This window comes from Pseudomonas sp. App30 (assembly GCF_047947025.1).
Taxonomy (GTDB): Bacteria; Pseudomonadota; Gammaproteobacteria; order Pseudomonadales; family Pseudomonadaceae; genus Aquipseudomonas.
Window position 1 is genome coordinate 5,600,295 of record NZ_CP133165.1, and the last position, 16,676, is coordinate 5,616,970.

General features: G+C 68.5%; 15 protein-coding genes. 9 read left to right on the forward strand and 6 right to left on the reverse strand.

Annotation, left to right across the window (positions count from 1 at the left end):
• Positions 1–4 precede the first annotated feature (4 nt).
• The 4 genes from kdpB (at position 5) to RAM80_RS25815 (ending at position 6,133) form a co-directional block, all read left to right on the forward strand.
• On the forward strand, positions 5–2,065 hold the full coding sequence (gene kdpB / locus RAM80_RS25800) for a potassium-transporting ATPase subunit KdpB (protein ID WP_416427562.1): 2,061 nt from the start codon (positions 5–7) through the stop codon (positions 2,063–2,065).
• A gap of 10 nt (positions 2,066–2,075) precedes the next feature.
• Positions 2,076–2,633, forward strand: coding sequence for a potassium-transporting ATPase subunit KdpC (gene kdpC, locus RAM80_RS25805; protein WP_416423222.1), 558 nt, complete (start codon positions 2,076–2,078; stop codon positions 2,631–2,633).
• Between the two features lie 153 nt (positions 2,634–2,786).
• Positions 2,787–5,438, forward strand: a complete 2,652-nt coding sequence (locus RAM80_RS25810) for a DUF4118 domain-containing protein (RefSeq protein ID WP_416423223.1) — start codon at positions 2,787–2,789, stop codon at positions 5,436–5,438.
• 2 nt (positions 5,439–5,440) lie between these two features.
• Positions 5,441–6,133 carry a response regulator gene (locus RAM80_RS25815; RefSeq protein WP_416423224.1) on the forward strand — a complete coding sequence of 231 codons (693 nt, stop codon included), beginning with the start codon at positions 5,441–5,443 and terminating at the stop codon, positions 6,131–6,133.
• Positions 6,134–6,235: 102 nt separating this feature from the next.
• Here the strand turns inward: RAM80_RS25815 and RAM80_RS25820 are convergent, their stop codons facing one another.
• Positions 6,236–7,609 (reverse strand): MATE family efflux transporter, encoded by a 1,374-nt coding sequence (locus tag RAM80_RS25820; RefSeq protein WP_416427563.1) that lies wholly within the window; start codon positions 7,607–7,609, stop codon positions 6,236–6,238.
• 157 nt (positions 7,610–7,766) lie between these two features.
• On the opposite strand from RAM80_RS25820, the gene pdxB reads away from it, so the two are divergent.
• Positions 7,767–8,912: a 4-phosphoerythronate dehydrogenase PdxB gene (gene pdxB / locus RAM80_RS25825; protein ID WP_416423225.1), complete on the forward strand. Its 1,146-nt coding sequence runs from the start codon at positions 7,767–7,769 to the stop codon at positions 8,910–8,912.
• A gap of 154 nt (positions 8,913–9,066) precedes the next feature.
• Here pdxB and RAM80_RS25830 read toward each other — a convergent pair whose 3' ends face one another.
• Positions 9,067–9,252 (reverse strand): PA1571 family protein, encoded by a 186-nt coding sequence (locus RAM80_RS25830; protein WP_416423226.1) that lies wholly within the window; start codon positions 9,250–9,252, stop codon positions 9,067–9,069.
• A gap of 260 nt (positions 9,253–9,512) precedes the next feature.
• On the opposite strand from RAM80_RS25830, the gene RAM80_RS25835 reads away from it, so the two are divergent.
• Positions 9,513–11,291 (forward strand): ABC transporter transmembrane domain-containing protein, encoded by a 1,779-nt coding sequence (locus RAM80_RS25835; protein WP_416423227.1) that lies wholly within the window; start codon positions 9,513–9,515, stop codon positions 11,289–11,291.
• A gap of 45 nt (positions 11,292–11,336) precedes the next feature.
• Here RAM80_RS25835 and RAM80_RS25840 read toward each other — a convergent pair whose 3' ends face one another.
• The gene (locus RAM80_RS25840) at positions 11,337–11,618 is read right to left on the reverse strand and encodes a pyrimidine/purine nucleoside phosphorylase (RefSeq protein WP_416423228.1); all 282 of its coding nucleotides are present in this window, start codon (positions 11,616–11,618) and stop codon (positions 11,337–11,339) included.
• A 78-nt stretch (positions 11,619–11,696) separates the two neighbouring features.
• On the reverse strand, positions 11,697–12,239 hold the full coding sequence (locus RAM80_RS25845; RefSeq protein WP_416423229.1) for an exonuclease domain-containing protein: 543 nt from the start codon (positions 12,237–12,239) through the stop codon (positions 11,697–11,699).
• Positions 12,240–12,373: 134 nt separating this feature from the next.
• Between RAM80_RS25845 and RAM80_RS25850 the strand changes: the two genes are divergently transcribed.
• The 3 genes from RAM80_RS25850 (at position 12,374) to RAM80_RS25860 (ending at position 14,958) form a co-directional block, all read left to right on the forward strand.
• Positions 12,374–12,997: a TetR/AcrR family transcriptional regulator gene (locus RAM80_RS25850; RefSeq protein ID WP_416423230.1), complete on the forward strand. Its 624-nt coding sequence runs from the start codon at positions 12,374–12,376 to the stop codon at positions 12,995–12,997.
• A 105-nt stretch (positions 12,998–13,102) separates the two neighbouring features.
• Positions 13,103–13,900, forward strand: a complete 798-nt coding sequence (locus tag RAM80_RS25855; protein ID WP_416423231.1) for a substrate-binding periplasmic protein — start codon at positions 13,103–13,105, stop codon at positions 13,898–13,900.
• 74 nt (positions 13,901–13,974) lie between these two features.
• Positions 13,975–14,958, forward strand: a complete 984-nt coding sequence (locus RAM80_RS25860) for a GNAT family N-acetyltransferase (RefSeq protein WP_416423232.1) — start codon at positions 13,975–13,977, stop codon at positions 14,956–14,958.
• 217 nt (positions 14,959–15,175) lie between these two features.
• Here the strand turns inward: RAM80_RS25860 and RAM80_RS25865 are convergent, their stop codons facing one another.
• Together RAM80_RS25865 and RAM80_RS25870 are read right to left on the reverse strand one after the other, a co-directional pair.
• The gene (locus tag RAM80_RS25865; RefSeq protein WP_416423233.1) at positions 15,176–15,712 is read right to left on the reverse strand and encodes an RNA polymerase factor sigma-70; all 537 of its coding nucleotides are present in this window, start codon (positions 15,710–15,712) and stop codon (positions 15,176–15,178) included.
• A 101-nt stretch (positions 15,713–15,813) separates the two neighbouring features.
• A complete protein-coding gene (locus RAM80_RS25870) occupies positions 15,814–16,647 on the reverse strand; it encodes a prolipoprotein diacylglyceryl transferase family protein (RefSeq protein WP_416423234.1) in 834 nt (277 codons plus the stop codon).
• Between the last annotated feature and the right edge of the window lie 29 nt (positions 16,648–16,676).

Here is a 16,676-nt window from a genome sequence, read left to right on the forward strand (position 1 = left end):
GAATATGCCGATCCGTGTTGCCAAGCCGGCCGCCGCCGATGCCGCCGGCGCCGCGCAGAAAACCGCGTTCGCCGCCCTGTGGCGGCCGGCGCTGGTGCAGGCCTTCGTCAAGCTCGACCCACGCCAGCTGCAGCGGGCGCCGGTGATGCTGGTGGTGGAACTCACGGCCATCCTCACCACGGTGCTGTGCGTGCTGCCCGAGGCCGGGGTGAACACTGGGGTGGCGGTGCAGATCGCCCTGTGGCTGTGGTTCACCGTGCTGTTCGCCAACTTCGCCGAAGCCCTGGCCGAGGGCCGTGGCAAGGCCCGCGCCGACAGCCTCAAGGCCGGTAGCCAGGGCCTCACCGCGCGCCGCCGGGACGGTGCCGGGCAGTTCCAGCACGTTGCCGCCGCCAGCCTGCGCAAGGGTGACGTGGTGCGCGTCGAGGCCGGGGAAATGATCCCCGGCGACGGCGAGGTCATCGAAGGCATCGCCGCGGTCAACGAGGCGGCCATTACCGGCGAATCGGCGCCGGTGATCCGTGAGTCCGGTGGCGACCGCTCGGCCGTCACCGGCAACACCCGCCTGGTGTCGGACTGGCTGCTGGTGAAGATCACCGCCAACCCCGGCGAGTCGACCCTGGACCGCATGATCGCCCTGGTGGAAGGCGCCAAACGGCAGAAGACCCCCAACGAGATTGCCCTCGACATCCTGCTGATCGGCCTGACGCTGATCTTCCTGCTGGTGGTGGTGACCCTGCAGCCGTTCGCCCACTTCGCCAACGGCAGCCTGCCGCTGGTGTTCCTGGTGGCGCTGCTGGTGACCCTGATTCCCACCACCATCGGCGGCCTGCTGTCGGCCATCGGCATCGCCGGCATGGACCGCCTGGTGCGCCTGAACGTGATCGCCAAGTCCGGCCGTGCCGTGGAAGCGGCGGGGGACGTGCACGTGCTGCTGCTGGACAAGACCGGCACCATTACCTTCGGCAACCGCCGCTGCACCGCGCTGTACGCCGCCCCCGGCGTGACCGCCAAGGAGCTGGCCGAAGGCGCGTTGCTGGCCTCGTTGGCCGACGACACCGCCGAGGGCAAGTCCATCGTCGAGTTCCTGCGCCAGTTGCACAGCCTGCCGGAGCCGGCCGCCACCGAGTTGGTGGCGGTGCCCTTCAGCGCCGAGACGCGCCTGAGCGGCGTCGACCACGCCGGGCGCATCTACCGCAAGGGTGCGGTGGACTCGCTGCTGGCCTTCGTCGGCATGGCGCGCCTGGAAATGCCCGCCGCCCTGGCCCGGGAAGTGGACAAGATCGCCCAGAGCGGCGGCACTCCGCTGCTGGTGTGCCGCGACAAGCGCCTGCTGGGTGCCATTCACCTCAAGGACGTGGTCAAGCCGGGCATCCGCGAGCGCTTCGACGAACTGCGCAAGCTGGGCATCCGCACCGTGATGGTCACCGGCGACAACCCGCTGACCGCCGCTGCCATCGCTGCCGAGGCGGGTGTTGACGATGTGCTGGCCGAAGCCACCCCGGAGAAAAAGCTGGCGCGCATCCGCCAGGAACAGGACGACGGCCGCCTGGTAGCCATGTGCGGCGACGGCGCCAACGACGCCCCGGCCCTGGCCCAGGCGGACGTGGGCATGGCCATGAACGACGGCACCCAGGCGGCGCGCGAGGCGGCCAACATGGTCGACCTCGACAGCGACCCCACCAAGCTGCTGGACGTGGTGCAGATCGGCAAGGAGCTGCTGGTGACCCGGGGTGCCCTGACCACGTTCTCCATCGCCAACGACGTGGCCAAGTACTTCGCCATCCTGCCGGCGTTGTTCGCCGCCATCTACCCGCAGCTGGGGGTGTTGAACGTGATGCACCTGGCCAGCCCGCAGAGCGCGATCCTGTCGGCCATCGTCTTCAACGCGCTGATCATCGTGGTGCTGATCCCGCTGGCCCTGCGCGGCGTGCGGGTGCAGGCCGCGAGCGCCGCGCACCTGCTGCGGCGCAACCTGTTGATCTACGGCCTGGGCGGGATCGTGGTGCCGTTCGTGGGCATCAAGCTGATCGACCTGCTGCTGACCGCCGTCCACCTGGTATGAGGAATTGATGATGTCGACTTATCTGCGTCCGGCCTTGAGCCTGCTTGTGTTGATGACCCTGATCACCGGCGTGGCCTACCCGCTGGCCGTGACGGCGGTGGCCCAGGTGGCCTTCCCGGAACAGGCCAATGGCAGCCTGGTACACGACGAGGCGGGCAAGGTGCGCGGCTCCAGCCTGATCGCCCAGGGGTTCAGCGGCGATGCCTGGTTCCACCCGCGGCCGTCGGCCGGGGATTTTGCCACCGTGTCCAGCAGCGCCAGCAACCTGGCCCCCAGCAACCCGGCGCTGGCCAGCCGCATCAAGGACGATGCCGCCAAGCTGTATGTGGATGGGCAGGGGCCGGTGCCGCTGGCGCTGCTGACCACTTCGGGCAGCGGCCTGGACCCGCACCTGCCGCCGGCCGCCGCCAGCTACCAGGTGGCCCGCGTGGCCCAGGCACGGCAGTTGCCCGCTGCCACGCTGCAGCAGCTTGTGGCCGAGCACACCGAGCACTCGCTGTTCGGGCCGCCGGTGGTCAATGTGCTGGCTTTGAACCTGGCGCTGGATCGGCTACCTTCATCGCGTTGATTGCTACCGTATCGCCTGCATCGCGGCCAAGGCCGGCTCCTACGCCGTGTCGCCTGCATCGCGGCCAAGGCCGGCTCCTACACCGTCCGCGTAGGAGCCGGCCTTGGCCGCGATACAGACGCTGCGGTCCTGAACCTTACCCGAGTACCTGTCATGAGTGATGCCCTGCGCGCCGACGCGTTGCTGGCCCAATTGCCCCGCGACGGCCGCGGCCGCCTCAAGGTGTTCCTTGGCGCCGCCCCCGGCGTGGGCAAGACCTACGCCATGCTGCAGGCCGCCCACGGCCAGCTGCGCCAGGGCCTGCGGGTGGTGGCCGGGGTGGTGGAAACCCATGGCCGGGCCGAGACCGAGGCGCTGCTGGGCGGCCTGGCCCAGTTGCCGCTGGTGCGCTCCCAGTACCGCGGCGTGACCCTGGAGGAGATGGACCTCGACGGCCTGCTGCAGGCCGCGCCGCAGCTGGTGCTGGTGGACGAACTGGCCCACAGCAACGCCCCCGGCAGCCGCCACGCCAAGCGCTGGCAGGACATTCAGGAACTGCTGGCCGCGGGCATCCACGTCTACACCACGGTCAACGTCCAGCACCTGGAAAGCCTCAACGACCAGGTGCTGGACATCACCGGCGTGCAGGTGCGCGAGACCCTGCCCGACTGGGTGCTGCAGGAGGCCGACGAGCTGGTGCTGATCGACCTGCCGCCGCGCGAACTGCTGGAGCGCCTGCGCGACGGCAAGGTGTACGTGCCCGAACAGGCGCGGGCGGCGATCGAGGCTTTCTTCACCCAGACCAACCTCACCGCGTTGCGCGAGCTGGCCATGCAGACCGCCGCCGCCCAGGTCGACGCCGACCTGGCCCAGGGCTACCGGCGCATGGGCCAGGCCGCCCCGGCGTTGCGCGGGCGGCTGCTGGTGGGCATCGATGGCGATGCCCAGGCCGAGCGCCTGGTGCGCCACGCCAGCCGCGTGGCCCAGCGCCGGCACCTGCCCTGGAGCGTGGTGCACGTGGACACCGGCAAGGCCCGCGACGAACTCAGCCGCCAGCACCTGCAGCACGCCCAGCAGCTGACCGAACGCCTGGGCGGCGAAGTGGTGGTGCTGCGCGCCGGCGAGGTGGCCAGGACCCTGATCCAGCACGCCGCCGAGCGCCGCGCCAGCCTGGTGCTGGTGGGCCAGTCGCGGCCGCTGTGGTACCGCCGCTGGCTGGGTGGCGGCCTGGGCCCGCGTTTGTTGCGCGACACCCATGGCCTGGAGATCAACGTGCTCGACCGCGACGCGGCGCGCCCCGTGCCCCGTGGCCACGAGGCCGGGCAGTGGGTGTGGTTCGACTACCTGCTGGCGCTGTTCGCCACCATCGCCGCCAGCGGCCTGGCCTCGGCGGTGGCCAGCGTGCTGGCGCTGCCGAACATCTCCCTGGTGTTCCTTGCCGCCGTGCTGCTGGTGGCGGTGCGCAGCAGCCTGGGGCCGGCGCTGGTGTGCGCGGCGCTGTCGTTCCTGGCGTATGACTTTCTGTTCATTCCGCCGACCTTCTCGCTGACCATCTACCGCGAAGAGGACGTGTTGACCCTGCTGTTTTTCCTGCTGATGGCGGCACTCACCGGCAACCTCGCCGCGCGCCAGCGCCGCCAGTTGCAGGCCCTGCGCGACACCCAGGAAGAGACCGGCGAGCTGCTCGACCTGTCGCGCAAGCTCACTGCCGCCACCGACCGCCAGGCCGTGCTCAGCGCCGCCGCCCAGCACCTGCAGGGTTGGCGCGAGCTGCAGGTGTGGGTGGCCGAGCGCGACGGCCACCAGGGCTGGAAAGACCCCGGCGGCCACCCCATTCCCCTCAGTGATACCGAGCGCGCCGCCGCCGACTGGGCCTGGCAGCATGACCAGCCCGCCGGCCTGGGCACCGGCACCTTGCCTTCGGGGCGCTGGTGGTGGACGCCGGTGTCGCTGCAGGACGGCCCGCTGGTGCTGCTGGGCGTGCGCGACCGCGAGGGCCGCGCCTTGAGCGCCCAGCGCCGGCGCCTGCTCGGTGCCCTCAGCCAGCCGCTGGCCCAGGGCCTGGCCCGCGCGCAACTGGCCCAGGACCTGGAGGCGGCGCGCCTGCACGGTGAAACCGAACAGCTGCGCAGCGCGCTGCTGGCCTCGGTGTCCCACGACCTGCGCACGCCGCTGACGGCCATGCGCGGCAGCATCGACAGCCTGCTGGCCCTGGGCGAGGCCATTCCCCGTGCCGACCGCCAGGAGCTGCTGGAAGGCACCCGCGACGAGGCCGAGCGCCTCGACCGCTACATCCAGAACCTGCTCGACATGACCCGCCTGGGCCACGGCGCGCTGAAGCTGGCGCGCGACTGGGTGGCGCCGGCGGACATTGTCGGCAGCGCCCTGAACCGCCTGCGCGCGGTGTTGGCACCGCTTGTGGTGGACGTCGAGGTGCCGGCGCAGCTGCCGTTGCTGTACGTGCACGCGGCGCTGATCGAGCAGGCGCTGATCAACGTGCTGGAAAACGCCGCGCGCTTCTCGCCGGTCCACGGCCGCCTGCTTATACGCGCCGCCGTCAGCGGCGAGGAACTGAGCTTCGCGGTCAGCGACCAGGGCCCGGGCATTCCCGAGGAGGAGCGGGCGAAAATCTTCGACATGTTCTACACCGCCGCCCGGGGTGACCGCGGTGGCCAGGGCACCGGCCTGGGCCTGGCGATCTGCCAGGGCATGATCGGCGCCCACGGCGGGCGCATCCTGGTGACTGACGGCCTGGATGGCCACGGCACCTGCATCACTCTATGCTTGCCGGTGCAACCGCAACCCGGCCTGGAAAGTGAAGCCTGAACATGAGTCAAACCGCGACCCTGCTGGTGATCGACGACGAACCGCAGATCCGCAAGTTCCTGCGCATCAGCCTGGCCTCCCAGGGCTACAAGGTGCTGGAAGCCGGCACCGGTGCCGAGGGCCTGAGCCAGGCCGCGCTGGGCCGCCCCGACCTGGTGGTGCTGGACCTGGGCCTGCCGGACATGGACGGCCAGCAGGTGCTGCGCGAGCTGCGTGAATGGAGCGCGGTGCCGGTGCTGGTGCTGTCGGTGCGCGCCAGCGAGATCCAGAAGGTGGAAGCCCTGGACAATGGCGCCAACGACTACGTGACCAAGCCGTTCGGCATTCAGGAGTTTTTGGCGCGCATCCGCGCCTTGCTGCGCCAGGTGCCCAGCGGCGATGCGCCGCCGGCGCCGGTGAGCATCGGCGGGCTGCTGATTGACCTGGGCCTGCGCCGGGTGACCCTGGACGGCGCCGAGGTGGCGTTGACCCGCAAGGAGTACGCGGTGGTGGCGCAGCTGGCGCGCTACCCGGGGCGGGTGATTACCCAGCAGCAGCTGCTCAAGGACATCTGGGGCCCGACCCATGCCGACGACAGCCACTACCTGCGCATTGTGGTGGGGCATATTCGCCAGAAGCTCGATGACGATCCGACGGCGCCGCGCTACATCATTACCGAGCCGGGGGTGGGGTATCGGCTTCTGGCCAATCCCTGACGCGGCCTGCGGCCGCTGCTACGCGAGGTTTCGTCGTGGCATTCATCGACTCCCGGCGCGTCATCGATTCCCGTAGCAGCGGCCGCAGGCCGCGTCCGCGGTTCAGGCGCTGCGAATACGCTTGCGCGCACTGCGCATCAGGCGCACCAGCAGCATCGCCGCCGCACAGGTCAGGCCCACGATCAGCCCCTGCCACAGCCCGCTCGGCCCGGCCGGCGCGCCCAGCCAGTCGGTCAGCCCCAGCAGGTAACCCACCGGCAGGCCGATGCCCCAGTAGGCAAACAGCGTCAGCAGCATGGTCACCCGCGTGTCCTGGTAGCCGCGCAAGGCACCGGCCGCCGTGACCTGGATGGCGTCGGAGAACTGGAACAGCGCCGCGTACACGATCAACATGGCGGCAATGTGCAGCACCGCCGGGTCAGCCGTGTAGATACGGGCGATGTGCTCGCGGCCCAGGTACATCAACGTCGCCGAGAAGCACGCATAACCCAGTGCCGAGGCCATGCCGATGCCGGCGGCGAAGCGTGCCTCGCGTGGCAGGCCGCGGCCCAGGGCCTGGCCGACGCGGATGGTCACGGCCATGCCCAGCGAAAACGGAATCATGAACACCATGGAGCTGATGCTCAGGGCAATCTGGTGCCCGGCCACCACCGTGGAGCCCAGGCTGCCGATCAGCAGGGCGATGACGGCAAAGATGCTCGACTCGGCGAACACCGCGATGCCGATCGGCAGGCCAATGCCCAGCAGGCGCTTGATCACCGGCCACTGCGGCCACTGGAACTGGCCGAAGACGTTGGCCGCGCGGTAGGCCGGCGCCCAGCGCACCCACGCGGCCATGCCCAGCAGCATCATCCACATCACGCTGGCCGTGGCCCAGCCACAACCCACGCCGCCCATGGCCGGCACGCCCAGGTGGCCATAGATGAACACGTAGTTGAGCGGGATGTTCAGCGCCAGGCCGCACAGGCCCAGGACCATGCTCGGCCGGGTACGGCCCATGCCGTCGCTGCAGCAGCGCAGCACGTGGTACAGCGCCACCGACGGCAGGCCGGTGCCAATGCCGCGCAAATAGCCCATGCACGGCGCGATCAGCTCCGGGTCCACCTTCATCAGGTGCAGCACCGGTTCGGCGTTGAACAGCAGCAGGCTGGCGCCCAGGCCGGCGGCCAGGGCCAGCCACAGCGCCTGGCGCACCAGCGGGCCGATCTCGGCCGGGGTGCCGGCGCCGTGGCGCTGGGCGACTTTGGGCGTGGTGGCCAACAGGATGCCGGTCATCAGCAGGAACACCGGCACCCAGATCGAGTTGCCCAGGGCCACGGCCGCCAGGTCGCGGGGGCCGACGCGGCCGGCCATCACCGCATCGACGAAGCCCATGGCGGTGTGCGCCAGCTGCGCGATCATGATCGGCCCCGCCAGGGCCAGCAGCGTGCGCAGTTCCAGGCGCACCCGGGCAGGGCGGGTGAGGGGGGTGGGCATGTCGGTTGCAGCTGCAGTCACGGGGCGTAGTCCACTGGTGGGCGCGGAAAACCGCCCATTCTACGCCCTGACGCGGCGGTCAGGAAACACTTGCCACGTGCTTCGTGACGGCGCGCCCCGCTGCGCCTAAACTGCCGCCCATACTGGGGAGCTTGCCATGCTGATTGTCGCTGACGAAAACATTCCACTGCTTGAAGACTTCTTTGCCGATTTCGGTGAAATTTGCCGGGTGCACGGCCGCAGCGTCGACGCCGAGGCGGTGCGTGACGCCGACGTGCTGCTGGTGCGGTCCATCACCAAGGTCAACCGCGCCCTGCTGGAAGGCAGCAACGTGCGCTTTGTCGGCACCTGCACCATCGGCACCGACCACCTGGACCTGGACTACTTCGCCGAGGCCGGCATCCGCTGGTCCAGCGCGCCGGGCTGCAACGCCCGCGGCGTGGTGGACTACGTGCTGGGCGCGCTGGTGACCCTGGCCGAGCTGGAAGGCGTGGAACTGCCCACGCGCACCTACGGCGTGGTCGGCGCCGGCCAGGTCGGCTCGCGGCTGATCCGCGTGCTGCGCGGGCTGGGCTGGGAGGTCAAGGTCTGCGACCCGGTGCGCCAGGCGGCCGAGGGCGGGGACTACGTGAGCCTGGACGAGATCCTCGAACAGTGCGACGTGATCAGCCTGCACACGCCGCTGAACAAGGGCGGCAGCCACCCCACCTGGCACCTGCTGGACGCCGGGCGCCTGGCGCGGCTGAAGCCGGGCGCCTGGCTGATCAACGCCGCCCGCGGGCCCATTGTCGACAACCTGGCGCTCAAGGACCTGCTGATCGAGCGGGACGACGTGCAGGCGGTGCTGGACGTGTGGGAGCACGAACCCAGCGTGGACGGTGAACTGGCCGACCTGTGCGTGCTGGCCACGCCGCACATCGCCGGCTACAGCCTGGACGGCCGCCAGCGCGGTACCGCGCAGATCTACCAGGCCTACTGCGCGTTCCGGGGCGAACCGGCCAGCGTGCAACTGGCCGACCTGCTGCCGCCGCCCTGGCTGGCGGAAGTGGCCCTCAACGGCCTGGCCGACCCGGCGCAGGCCATGGCCATGCTGTGCCGCGCGGTGTATGACCCGCGCCGGGACGACGCCGATTTCCGCCGCAGCCTGACCGACAACGATGCCCAGCAACGCAGCGCCTTCGACGCCCTGCGCAAGGGCTACCCCACCTCGCGCCGGGAAATCGAAGGGTTGCGCGTGCGCCTGGACGGCTATTCGCCGGACCTGCGCAAGATTGTCGAAGCCCTGGGCGGCGAACTGGTCTGACTGACTACCGTAGGAGCCGACCTTGGTCGCGATGGGCTCGGCGCGTAGTGGCAGGCACGGCGCTATCGCGGCCAAGGCCGGCTCCTACCGGGTGGGTGTGGGCTAAACAAGAAAAACCCGGCGCAGGGCCGGGTTCACGGGGTGGCGCGGGTCGTCAGTCTTGTTTGGCAGGGGCAGGTTTGACCAGACGTTTTTCCAGTTCCTGGCACGCGTCCTGGATCATGTCTTCGGTGATAGGGATCTCGCGTCCCTTGGCATCGATAATGGAGCCGCCGGCCGGCTGGTGCGGCTGGATTCGGCGTACTTCCACGGTTTGGTTACTGCTGCTGTGCAAGCCCATGGCCCGTCTCCTCATCAGGTTTAGTGCTCAGAGTAGGGTCGCCAGATGACTGCCTGATTACATCCCTGTGCAGCCTGGCGACGCTTTCAGTCCACCAGAAAGCGCTGCAAACCGCCAGCCTGTGCTTAGACCAAAAGCGTCTAGGTAAAGGCCCGGCAGGTCCTGTTTAAGCTGACCTGGCCTGAAAAGCGGAGTTCCCCCCGGGTGCAAACGGTCCGCCAGGGTGTAGGCTTGGCGAACCTTCCTTGCCAGGCCTGCCCATGATTTCGCTGCTCTCCGCCCGCCAGCGTCGCGCCCTGCGCCTGGCCCTGCATTTTCTCTCCCCTTACCGCTGGCGCGCGCTGGCTGCCCTGGTGGCCCTGGTGGTCACTGCTGGCATCACCTTGTCCATGGGCCAGGGCATACGCCTGCTGGTGGACCAGGGCTTCCTGACCCAGTCGCCGGTGCTGCTTAACCGCTCCATCGCCGTGTTCATGCTGCTGGTGGTGGCGCTGGCGGTGGGCACGTTTGTGCGCTTCTATTTGGTGTCGTGGATTGGCGAGCGCTGCGTGGCCGATATCCGCCAGCAGGTGTTCGACCACCTGGTGTACCTGCACCCCGGCTTCTATGAAAACAACCGCAGCTCCGAGATCCAGTCGCGGCTGACCGCCGACACCACCTTGCTGCAGTCGGTGATCGGTTCGTCGCTGTCGCTGTTCCTGCGCAACGGCCTGATGGTGATTGGCGGCATCGTGCTGCTGTTCGTCACCAACCCCAAGCTCACCAGCATCGTGGTCATCGCCCTGCCGCTGGTGCTGGCGCCGATCCTGGTGTTCGGCCGGCGCGTGCGCGGGCTGTCGCGGCAGAGCCAGGACCGCATCGCCGACGTCGGCAGCTACGTGGCCGAAACCCTCAACCAGATCAAGACCGTGCAGGCCTACAACCACCAGGCTGAAGACCAGAGGCGGTTCGGCGTGACCGTGGAGCAGGCCTTCGAGACCGCGCGCAAGCGCATCGTGCAGCGGGCCTGGCTGATTACCCTGGTGATCATCCTGGTGCTGGGCGCGGTGGGGGTGATGCTGTGGGTGGGCGGCATGGACGTGATCGCCGGGCGCATTTCCGGCGGCGAGCTGGCCGCGTTCGTGTTCTACAGCCTGATCGTCGGCAGTGCCTTTGGCACCCTGAGCGAGGTGATGGGCGAGCTGCAACGGGCCGCCGGCGCCGCCGAGCGCATCGGTGAGTTGCTGCAGGCCAGCAGCGAGATCCGCGCACCGGCCAGCGGCCTGCAGCGCCTGCCCGAGCGCGTCAGTGGCCGCCTGGCCCTGGAGCAGCTGCTGTTCGCCTACCCGTCGCGGCCGCTGCAACCGGCCATCAACGGCCTGGACCTGGTGATCCACGCGGGTGAGACCCTGGCCCTGGTGGGGCCTTCCGGGGCGGGAAAATCCACGCTGTTCGACCTGCTGCTGCGCTTCTACGACCCGCAGCAGGGGCGCATCCTCATTGACGGCGTGGACCTGCGCCAGCTCGACCCCCAGGACCTGCGCCGGCATTTCGCCCTGGTGTCGCAGACCCCGGCGCTGTTCTTCGGCACCGTGGAAGACAACCTGCGCTACGGCCAGGCCGACGCCCCGTTCGAGCAGGTGCAACAGGCCGCCCGCATCGCCCACGCCCACGACTTCATCGAAGCCTTGCCCCAGGGCTACCAGACCCACTTGGGCGAGGCCGGGCTAGGGCTGTCCGGCGGCCAGCGCCAGCGCCTGGCCATTGCCCGCGCGTTGCTGGTGGATGCACCGATCCTGCTGCTGGACGAAGCCACCAGTGCCCTGGATGCCCAGAGTGAACACTTGATTCAGGAAGCCTTGCCAACCCTGATGCAGGGCCGTACCACGCTGGTCATCGCCCACCGCCTGGCGACGGTGCAGCACGCCGACCGCATCGCGGTGATCGACCAGGGCAGGGTGGTGGCGGTGGGGACGCACCGGCAGTTGATTGCCGGCAATGCGCTGTACGCGCGGCTGGCGGCGTTGCAGTTCAATACCGCAGATGCGGCGCCTACATGACCCCGTGGCCGCTGCCTGGCGGCAGCGGCCACGGGGTTGTGGGGCTTAGCGGTATTCGCAGAGGTAAGCGGTTTCCACTTCCACTTTCAGCTGGAACTTGCTGTTGGCCGGCACGTTGAAGCGGCTGCCGCCTTCGAAGGTTTCCCATTCCAGGCTGTCAGGCAGCTTGACGATCAGCTTGCCGGTGACCACGTGCATGATTTCTTTCTGTGCGGTGCCGAATTCGTATTCGCCCGGGGCCATGACGCCGATGGTGGCAGGGCCTTCCTTCATTTCGAAAGCAATCGACTTCACGGTGCCGTCGAAGTATTCGTTGACTTTAAACATGGGCGAATCCTCAGGATAGGGTCAAAAGGGTCGCCAGTATGCCCAACGCCGTAAGGCGGTGCACGCGCTTTTAACCGTCTAGTTAGGCAGTGACAGCGGCAGCAGCCGCGCCGTGTTGCGCGCATCTTCCAGGGCCCGGTGCTGCTGGCCGCTGAAGCTCAGGCCAGCCAGTTGCAGGGCACCGTTGAGCCCCAGCGGGCGCTGCAGTTTGCGCGCCTTGGCAAAGCGCTGCTTGAGGTTGGTGTGCGGCAGCTCGGCCAGCAGGCTCTGCAACTGGTGCTGCTGCCAGCTGAGCAACAGCTGCTGGCGGTCATAGTCGCCCCAGCTGACCCAGCCCTGCAGGTTGGCCTGGTGGTGGCCCAGCCAGCGCTCGAACTGCGGCCACACCTCGGTCAGCGGCGCGGCAGCGTCGATATTGGCCTGGGTGATGCGCGTCAGCTCGCGGCAGAAGGGCGTGAGGCACGGCCGCCGTTGCGGGCGCACGAAGCGCTGGAAGTGGTCCACCTCGCGGCCGTCGCGGGTCACCAGGCTGGCACCGATCTCGATGATTTCCATTTCCGCGACCGGCCAACCCCCCTCATCCGTGGTGGCTTCCAGGTCAATCACCAGCCAATGCGGCATACCAGGCTCCAGTGCGCTGTGCTCATTCTGGCTAGAGCGTAGCCAAGTACAAAGAGTTCCGATATCCCCCAAGCGCTTGCTAGGGAGGGGGCCACGGCATACATTGCTCGACGGACGGTAGTGGAGGCAGGGTCGTGGATGAACTGAAGGCACGTGAAGTCATGCAGCAGCTGGTGGCCAGCGGTCAACTGACCGACCCCGACAGCCCCCGCGGCGTGCTGCTGCAGACGGCCGCCCACCTGTTTCGCAGCCAGGGCTTCGACCGCACCACGGTGCGTGACCTGGCCAGCGCCGTGGGTATCCAGTCGGGCAGCATCTTCCATCACTTCAAGAGCAAGGACGAGATCCTGCGTGCGGTGATGGAGCAGACCATCCTCTACAACACCGCGCTGATGCAAGCCGAGCTGGCCGACGTGACCGGCGTGCGCGAGCGCTTGCTGGCGCTGATCCGCTGCGAGCTGCAGTCGATCATGGGCGGCACCGGCGAGGCCATGGCGGTGGCCGTATATGAGTGGCGTTCGTTGTCGGCGCAAGGCCAGGCCCAGGTGCTGGCGGTGCGCGAGCGCTACGAGCAATTGTGGCTGCAGGTGCTGGGCGAGGCCCGGGACGCGGGCCTGCTGGGCGGCGACCTGGCCATTACCCGGCGGTTCCTGACCGGCGCGCTGTCGTGGACCAGCACCTGGTTCAAGCCCCAGGGCAGCCTGAGCCTGGAGCAATTGGCGGACCAGGCACTGAAGTTGCTGTTGAAAGAAGATTGACGCCATGTTTGCAGTTGTCGAACGGCCTGCAAACGCCTAATTTATGGGGATCCAATGCCCTTTGCCCCGAGGTACGACACGTTGACTGGGATTCGCCGGCGCTGCATGGCGCGGTTACTCATGGGGGCGGGCATGAGCCTGGTGGCGCTGTCGAGCCTGGCGGCCCAGGAAGTACGGGTGGGCGCGGCGCATTTCCCGCCCTACACGGTGCGCCCCGAAAGCGGCGCCGACACCGGCCTGCTGCCGCAGTTGGTGGAGGACCTCAATGCCTCACAGAGCCAGTTCCACTTTGTGCTGGTGCCCACCTCGATCCCGCGTCGCTACCGCGACTTCCAGGACGGGCGCATCGACATGGCGATCTTCGAAAACCCCGAGTGGGGCTGGCAGCAGATCGAGCACACCAGCGTCGACATGGGCCTGGAAGACGCCGAGATTTTCGTGGCCAAGCGCGGTGAGCACCGCGACCAGACCTATTTCGCCGACCTGTCCGGCAAGCGCCTGGCGCTGTTCAGCGGCTACCACTACGCCTTCGCCGACTTCAACGCCGACCCCGCGTTCCTGGCCAAGACCTACAACGCCACGCTGACCTATTCCCATGACAGCAACCTGATGATGATCCTGCGCGACCGCGCCGACATCGCCCTGGTGACCCGCTCCTACCTCTATGACTACCTGGCGCGCAACCCCGGGGTGGCCAAGGAATTGCTGATCTCCGACCGCATCGACCAGCTGTATCACCACTACGCGCTGCTGCGCCCCCAGGCGCCCATCAGCGGTGAGCAGTTCCACCAGTTGCTGCAGGTCCTGCGCACCAACGGCGAGATGTTCAAGGTGTTCGACCCCTACAAGATCGCGGTGCGGCCGTTGCCCGAGCAACCGGTGGTAGCCCATGCGGTGCCGTAGCCAGCGGCCGGGGTAAATTTCTGCAAGGCGCTCACGTCATTCAGGAATCTTCCCTCCTTTCGTGAGCTGCCCCTATGCCGCAAATCCCGCCCTTGCCCCACTGGTGCGACCTGGTCGCCGACGAGACCGATGACCGCCTGGTGCTGAGCCTGGCGGGTGAGCGCCTGATCGAATTGCAGGTGCAACGCACGCCACAGTTGAACGTCAGCCCCGTGGGCGCCGCCGACTTCCGGGGGGTGTGGGCTGCCAGCTACTGGCTGCTGAGCGCCAACCCACAGGTGCGCCGCTTGCACTGGCGCCTGGCGGACGCGCCGGCCCAGGCGCTGGCCAGCGGCTTGCTGGTGGCCGCTGCGGGCGAATACCTGTGCGAGCGCGAGCTGTTCTGGCAGTTGCCGCAGCCGTGGCTGGTGCAACCCGGCGCACCTTATGCCCAGCAGTTGCAGATCACCGACGGCAAGCGCCACCCGCGCCGCGCGCCCAAGCCTGCGGGTGAGCTGTATCGGCGTTTCGACCCACGGGTGCAAGCCTGGGTGTCGTTGCGCGCGTTGGACGTGGAGCAGGATCTGGAGCGTTTCAACCGCTGGCAGAACAACCCGCGGGTGGCGAATTTCTGGCAGGAGCAGGGCGACCTTGGCCAGCACCGCGCCTATCTGCAAAAGCTGGCGGCCGACCCGCACACCCTGACCCTGATCGGTTGCTTCGACGACCAGCCGTTCGCCTATTTCGAGGCGTACTGGGCGCGAGAAGATCGTATCGCGCCGTTCCTCGATGCCACCGACTACGACCGTGGCATCCACATGCTGGTGGGCGAGGAAAACCATCGCGGCCCGCACAAGGTGGCCAGCTGGCTGTCGGCGCTGACCCATTACTTGTTCCTGGACGACCCGCGCACCCAGCGCGTGGTCGCCGAGCCGCGTGCCGACAACGGCAAGATGATCGGCTACCTGCAGGGCCAGGGCTTCTACCGCGAGAAGGAATTCGACTTCCCGCACAAGCGCGCGGCGCTGATGGTCACCACCCGCGAAGGCTTCTTCGCCCGCCACGACCTGCCCCTTTGAACCACCCGTAGCAGCTGCCGAAGGCGGCGTCCAGGTTCACCGCGGTTTGCCGGGAACAGCGCGGCGCCTTGGACGCGGCCTGCGGCCGCTGCTACCCACACCGTGTTGCGTTCGGGGTAGGAGCCGGCCTTGGCCGCGCGGTGCCCCCCTGTAGCAGCTGCCGAAGGCGGCGTCCGCATACGACACGGCCCCAGGGTGGGCCCGGACGCGGCCTGCATCAGGCCGCCTCGCGCTCGCCCGAGGCCTTGCGGCAGTGCACCAGCGCGTCGCGGATCATGAAGTTGACCAGGGTCGGCGACACGCCCAGCTCGCGGGCGATGTCCTTCTGCGGCACGCCGTGCAGGCGGTAGGCCTCAAAGGCGTAGCGGGTGCGCTGGGGCAGTTGGCCCAGCGCCCGTTCCACCACTTCCAGGGTGGCCTGGTGCTGGTGGGTGGCCTCGGGCGTGGCGCCGGCCACTACCACATTGAGGCCTTCGTCCTCGTGGGTGCAGTAGCGCTGCTCCAGCGCCTGCTTGCGGTAGTGGTCGATGGCCAGGTTGCGCACGATCTGGAACAGGTAGCTCAGCTGCGCCTTGAACGACGAGGTGATGGACGGCGCTGACTGCAGGCGGAAGAAGGCGTCCTGCACCACGTCCTCGGCCCGTGAGCGACACCCGGTGATGCGCGCGGCGATCTTCACCAGCAGGGTGCGGTTGTCGACGAAGGCTTGCAGCAGGGGTGTGTCGCACGTGCTTGTGGGCTGTTGTTCCATCATGGAATTCACCTGGGTGCCAGTGGGTTATCGCAGGGGCTGGCGCCTGCGAGACGGGCATCAAGCTATCCGTAATGATAATCGTTGTCAAATGAGAATAAAGTCTAAATGCCCTGTTTCGAGGCATAAGCCGCGCCCTCGAACACTTTCAGGGCATCGGCCAGGCTAGCCGCCGACAGCTCGCCCAGGTGGCTGCCCAGCAGTTCGCCGCGGGGGCTGTAGAACAGCGTGGTGGGCAGCGCCGCCGAGCCCAGCTGGCGGCCCCACTGGCTGCCCGGGTCGTAGAGGATGTGCTGGCGGTCGAAGCCGGCGGCGGCGATGAAGTTGCTGACCACCCCGGGCGTCTCGCCCTGGTTGATGAACACGAAGCGCAGGTCCGGCCGCTGCGCCTGGGCCTGCAGCAGCACGGGCACCTCGCGGCGGCAGGGCGGGCACCAGCTGGCCCACAGGTTGACCACCAGGGGACGCGGGTCGCTGCCCGGCAGTGCCACTGGCCGGCCCAGGCTGTCATGCAGGGCAGCGGTGGGCATGGCCATGGCTTGCTGGTGCTGGCGCAGCAGCAGGCCGGCACTGGCCCAGCCCAGCAGGCCCACGGCCAGGGCCGCGGCCAGGGGCACGCGCACGGCAGGCTGGCGCCAGCCGCGCCACGCGGCGCCGATGACCAGCGCCAGCAGGCCTGCCCACCCTACAAAGCCGCCGTCGCGCAGGTCAATCACCTGCCAGGGCTGGTCGCGATACTGGCCGGCGTACAAGGCGACGAAGGCCAGCCGCGCCACCAGCAGCGCCACCACGAACACCCCGAAAATGCTGGCTTCGGGGTTGGCCGCGCCGCGCCGGCGGGCCACCCACCAGCCGGCCAGCAAGGCCAGCGCCAGGGCGGCCAACAGCAGCAGGTGGTTGACGGCCAGGGCAAAGGGGCCGACGCCGAGACTCAACATGGGGACTTCCTGTGTGGGGGGGCAGATGC

What these genes read in the sequence shown, in the direction of transcription:
- RAM80_RS25870 (WP_416423234.1), bottom strand. Translation starts at nt 16,647, where the DNA reads ATGTTGAGTCTCGGCGTCGGCCCCTTTGCCCTGGCCGTCAACCACCTG.
- kdpB (WP_416427562.1), top strand. Translation starts at nt 5, where the DNA reads ATGCCGATCCGTGTTGCCAAGCCGGCCGCCGCCGATGCCGCCGGCGCC.
- RAM80_RS25845 (WP_416423229.1), bottom strand. Translation starts at nt 12,239, where the DNA reads ATGCCGCATTGGCTGGTGATTGACCTGGAAGCCACCACGGATGAGGGG.
- RAM80_RS25840 (WP_416423228.1), bottom strand. Translation starts at nt 11,618, where the DNA reads ATGTTTAAAGTCAACGAATACTTCGACGGCACCGTGAAGTCGATTGCT.
- RAM80_RS25860 (WP_416423232.1), top strand. Translation starts at nt 13,975, where the DNA reads ATGCCGCAAATCCCGCCCTTGCCCCACTGGTGCGACCTGGTCGCCGAC.
- RAM80_RS25835 (WP_416423227.1), top strand. Translation starts at nt 9,513, where the DNA reads ATGATTTCGCTGCTCTCCGCCCGCCAGCGTCGCGCCCTGCGCCTGGCC.
- RAM80_RS25855 (WP_416423231.1), top strand. Translation starts at nt 13,103, where the DNA reads ATGGCGCGGTTACTCATGGGGGCGGGCATGAGCCTGGTGGCGCTGTCG.
- RAM80_RS25865 (WP_416423233.1), bottom strand. Translation starts at nt 15,712, where the DNA reads ATGATGGAACAACAGCCCACAAGCACGTGCGACACACCCCTGCTGCAA.
- RAM80_RS25815 (WP_416423224.1), top strand. Translation starts at nt 5,441, where the DNA reads ATGAGTCAAACCGCGACCCTGCTGGTGATCGACGACGAACCGCAGATC.
- RAM80_RS25810 (WP_416423223.1), top strand. Translation starts at nt 2,787, where the DNA reads ATGAGTGATGCCCTGCGCGCCGACGCGTTGCTGGCCCAATTGCCCCGC.
- RAM80_RS25830 (WP_416423226.1), bottom strand. Translation starts at nt 9,252, where the DNA reads ATGGGCTTGCACAGCAGCAGTAACCAAACCGTGGAAGTACGCCGAATC.
- pdxB (WP_416423225.1), top strand. Translation starts at nt 7,767, where the DNA reads ATGCTGATTGTCGCTGACGAAAACATTCCACTGCTTGAAGACTTCTTT.
- RAM80_RS25820 (WP_416427563.1), bottom strand. Translation starts at nt 7,609, where the DNA reads ATGCCCACCCCCCTCACCCGCCCTGCCCGGGTGCGCCTGGAACTGCGC.
- kdpC (WP_416423222.1), top strand. Translation starts at nt 2,076, where the DNA reads ATGTCGACTTATCTGCGTCCGGCCTTGAGCCTGCTTGTGTTGATGACC.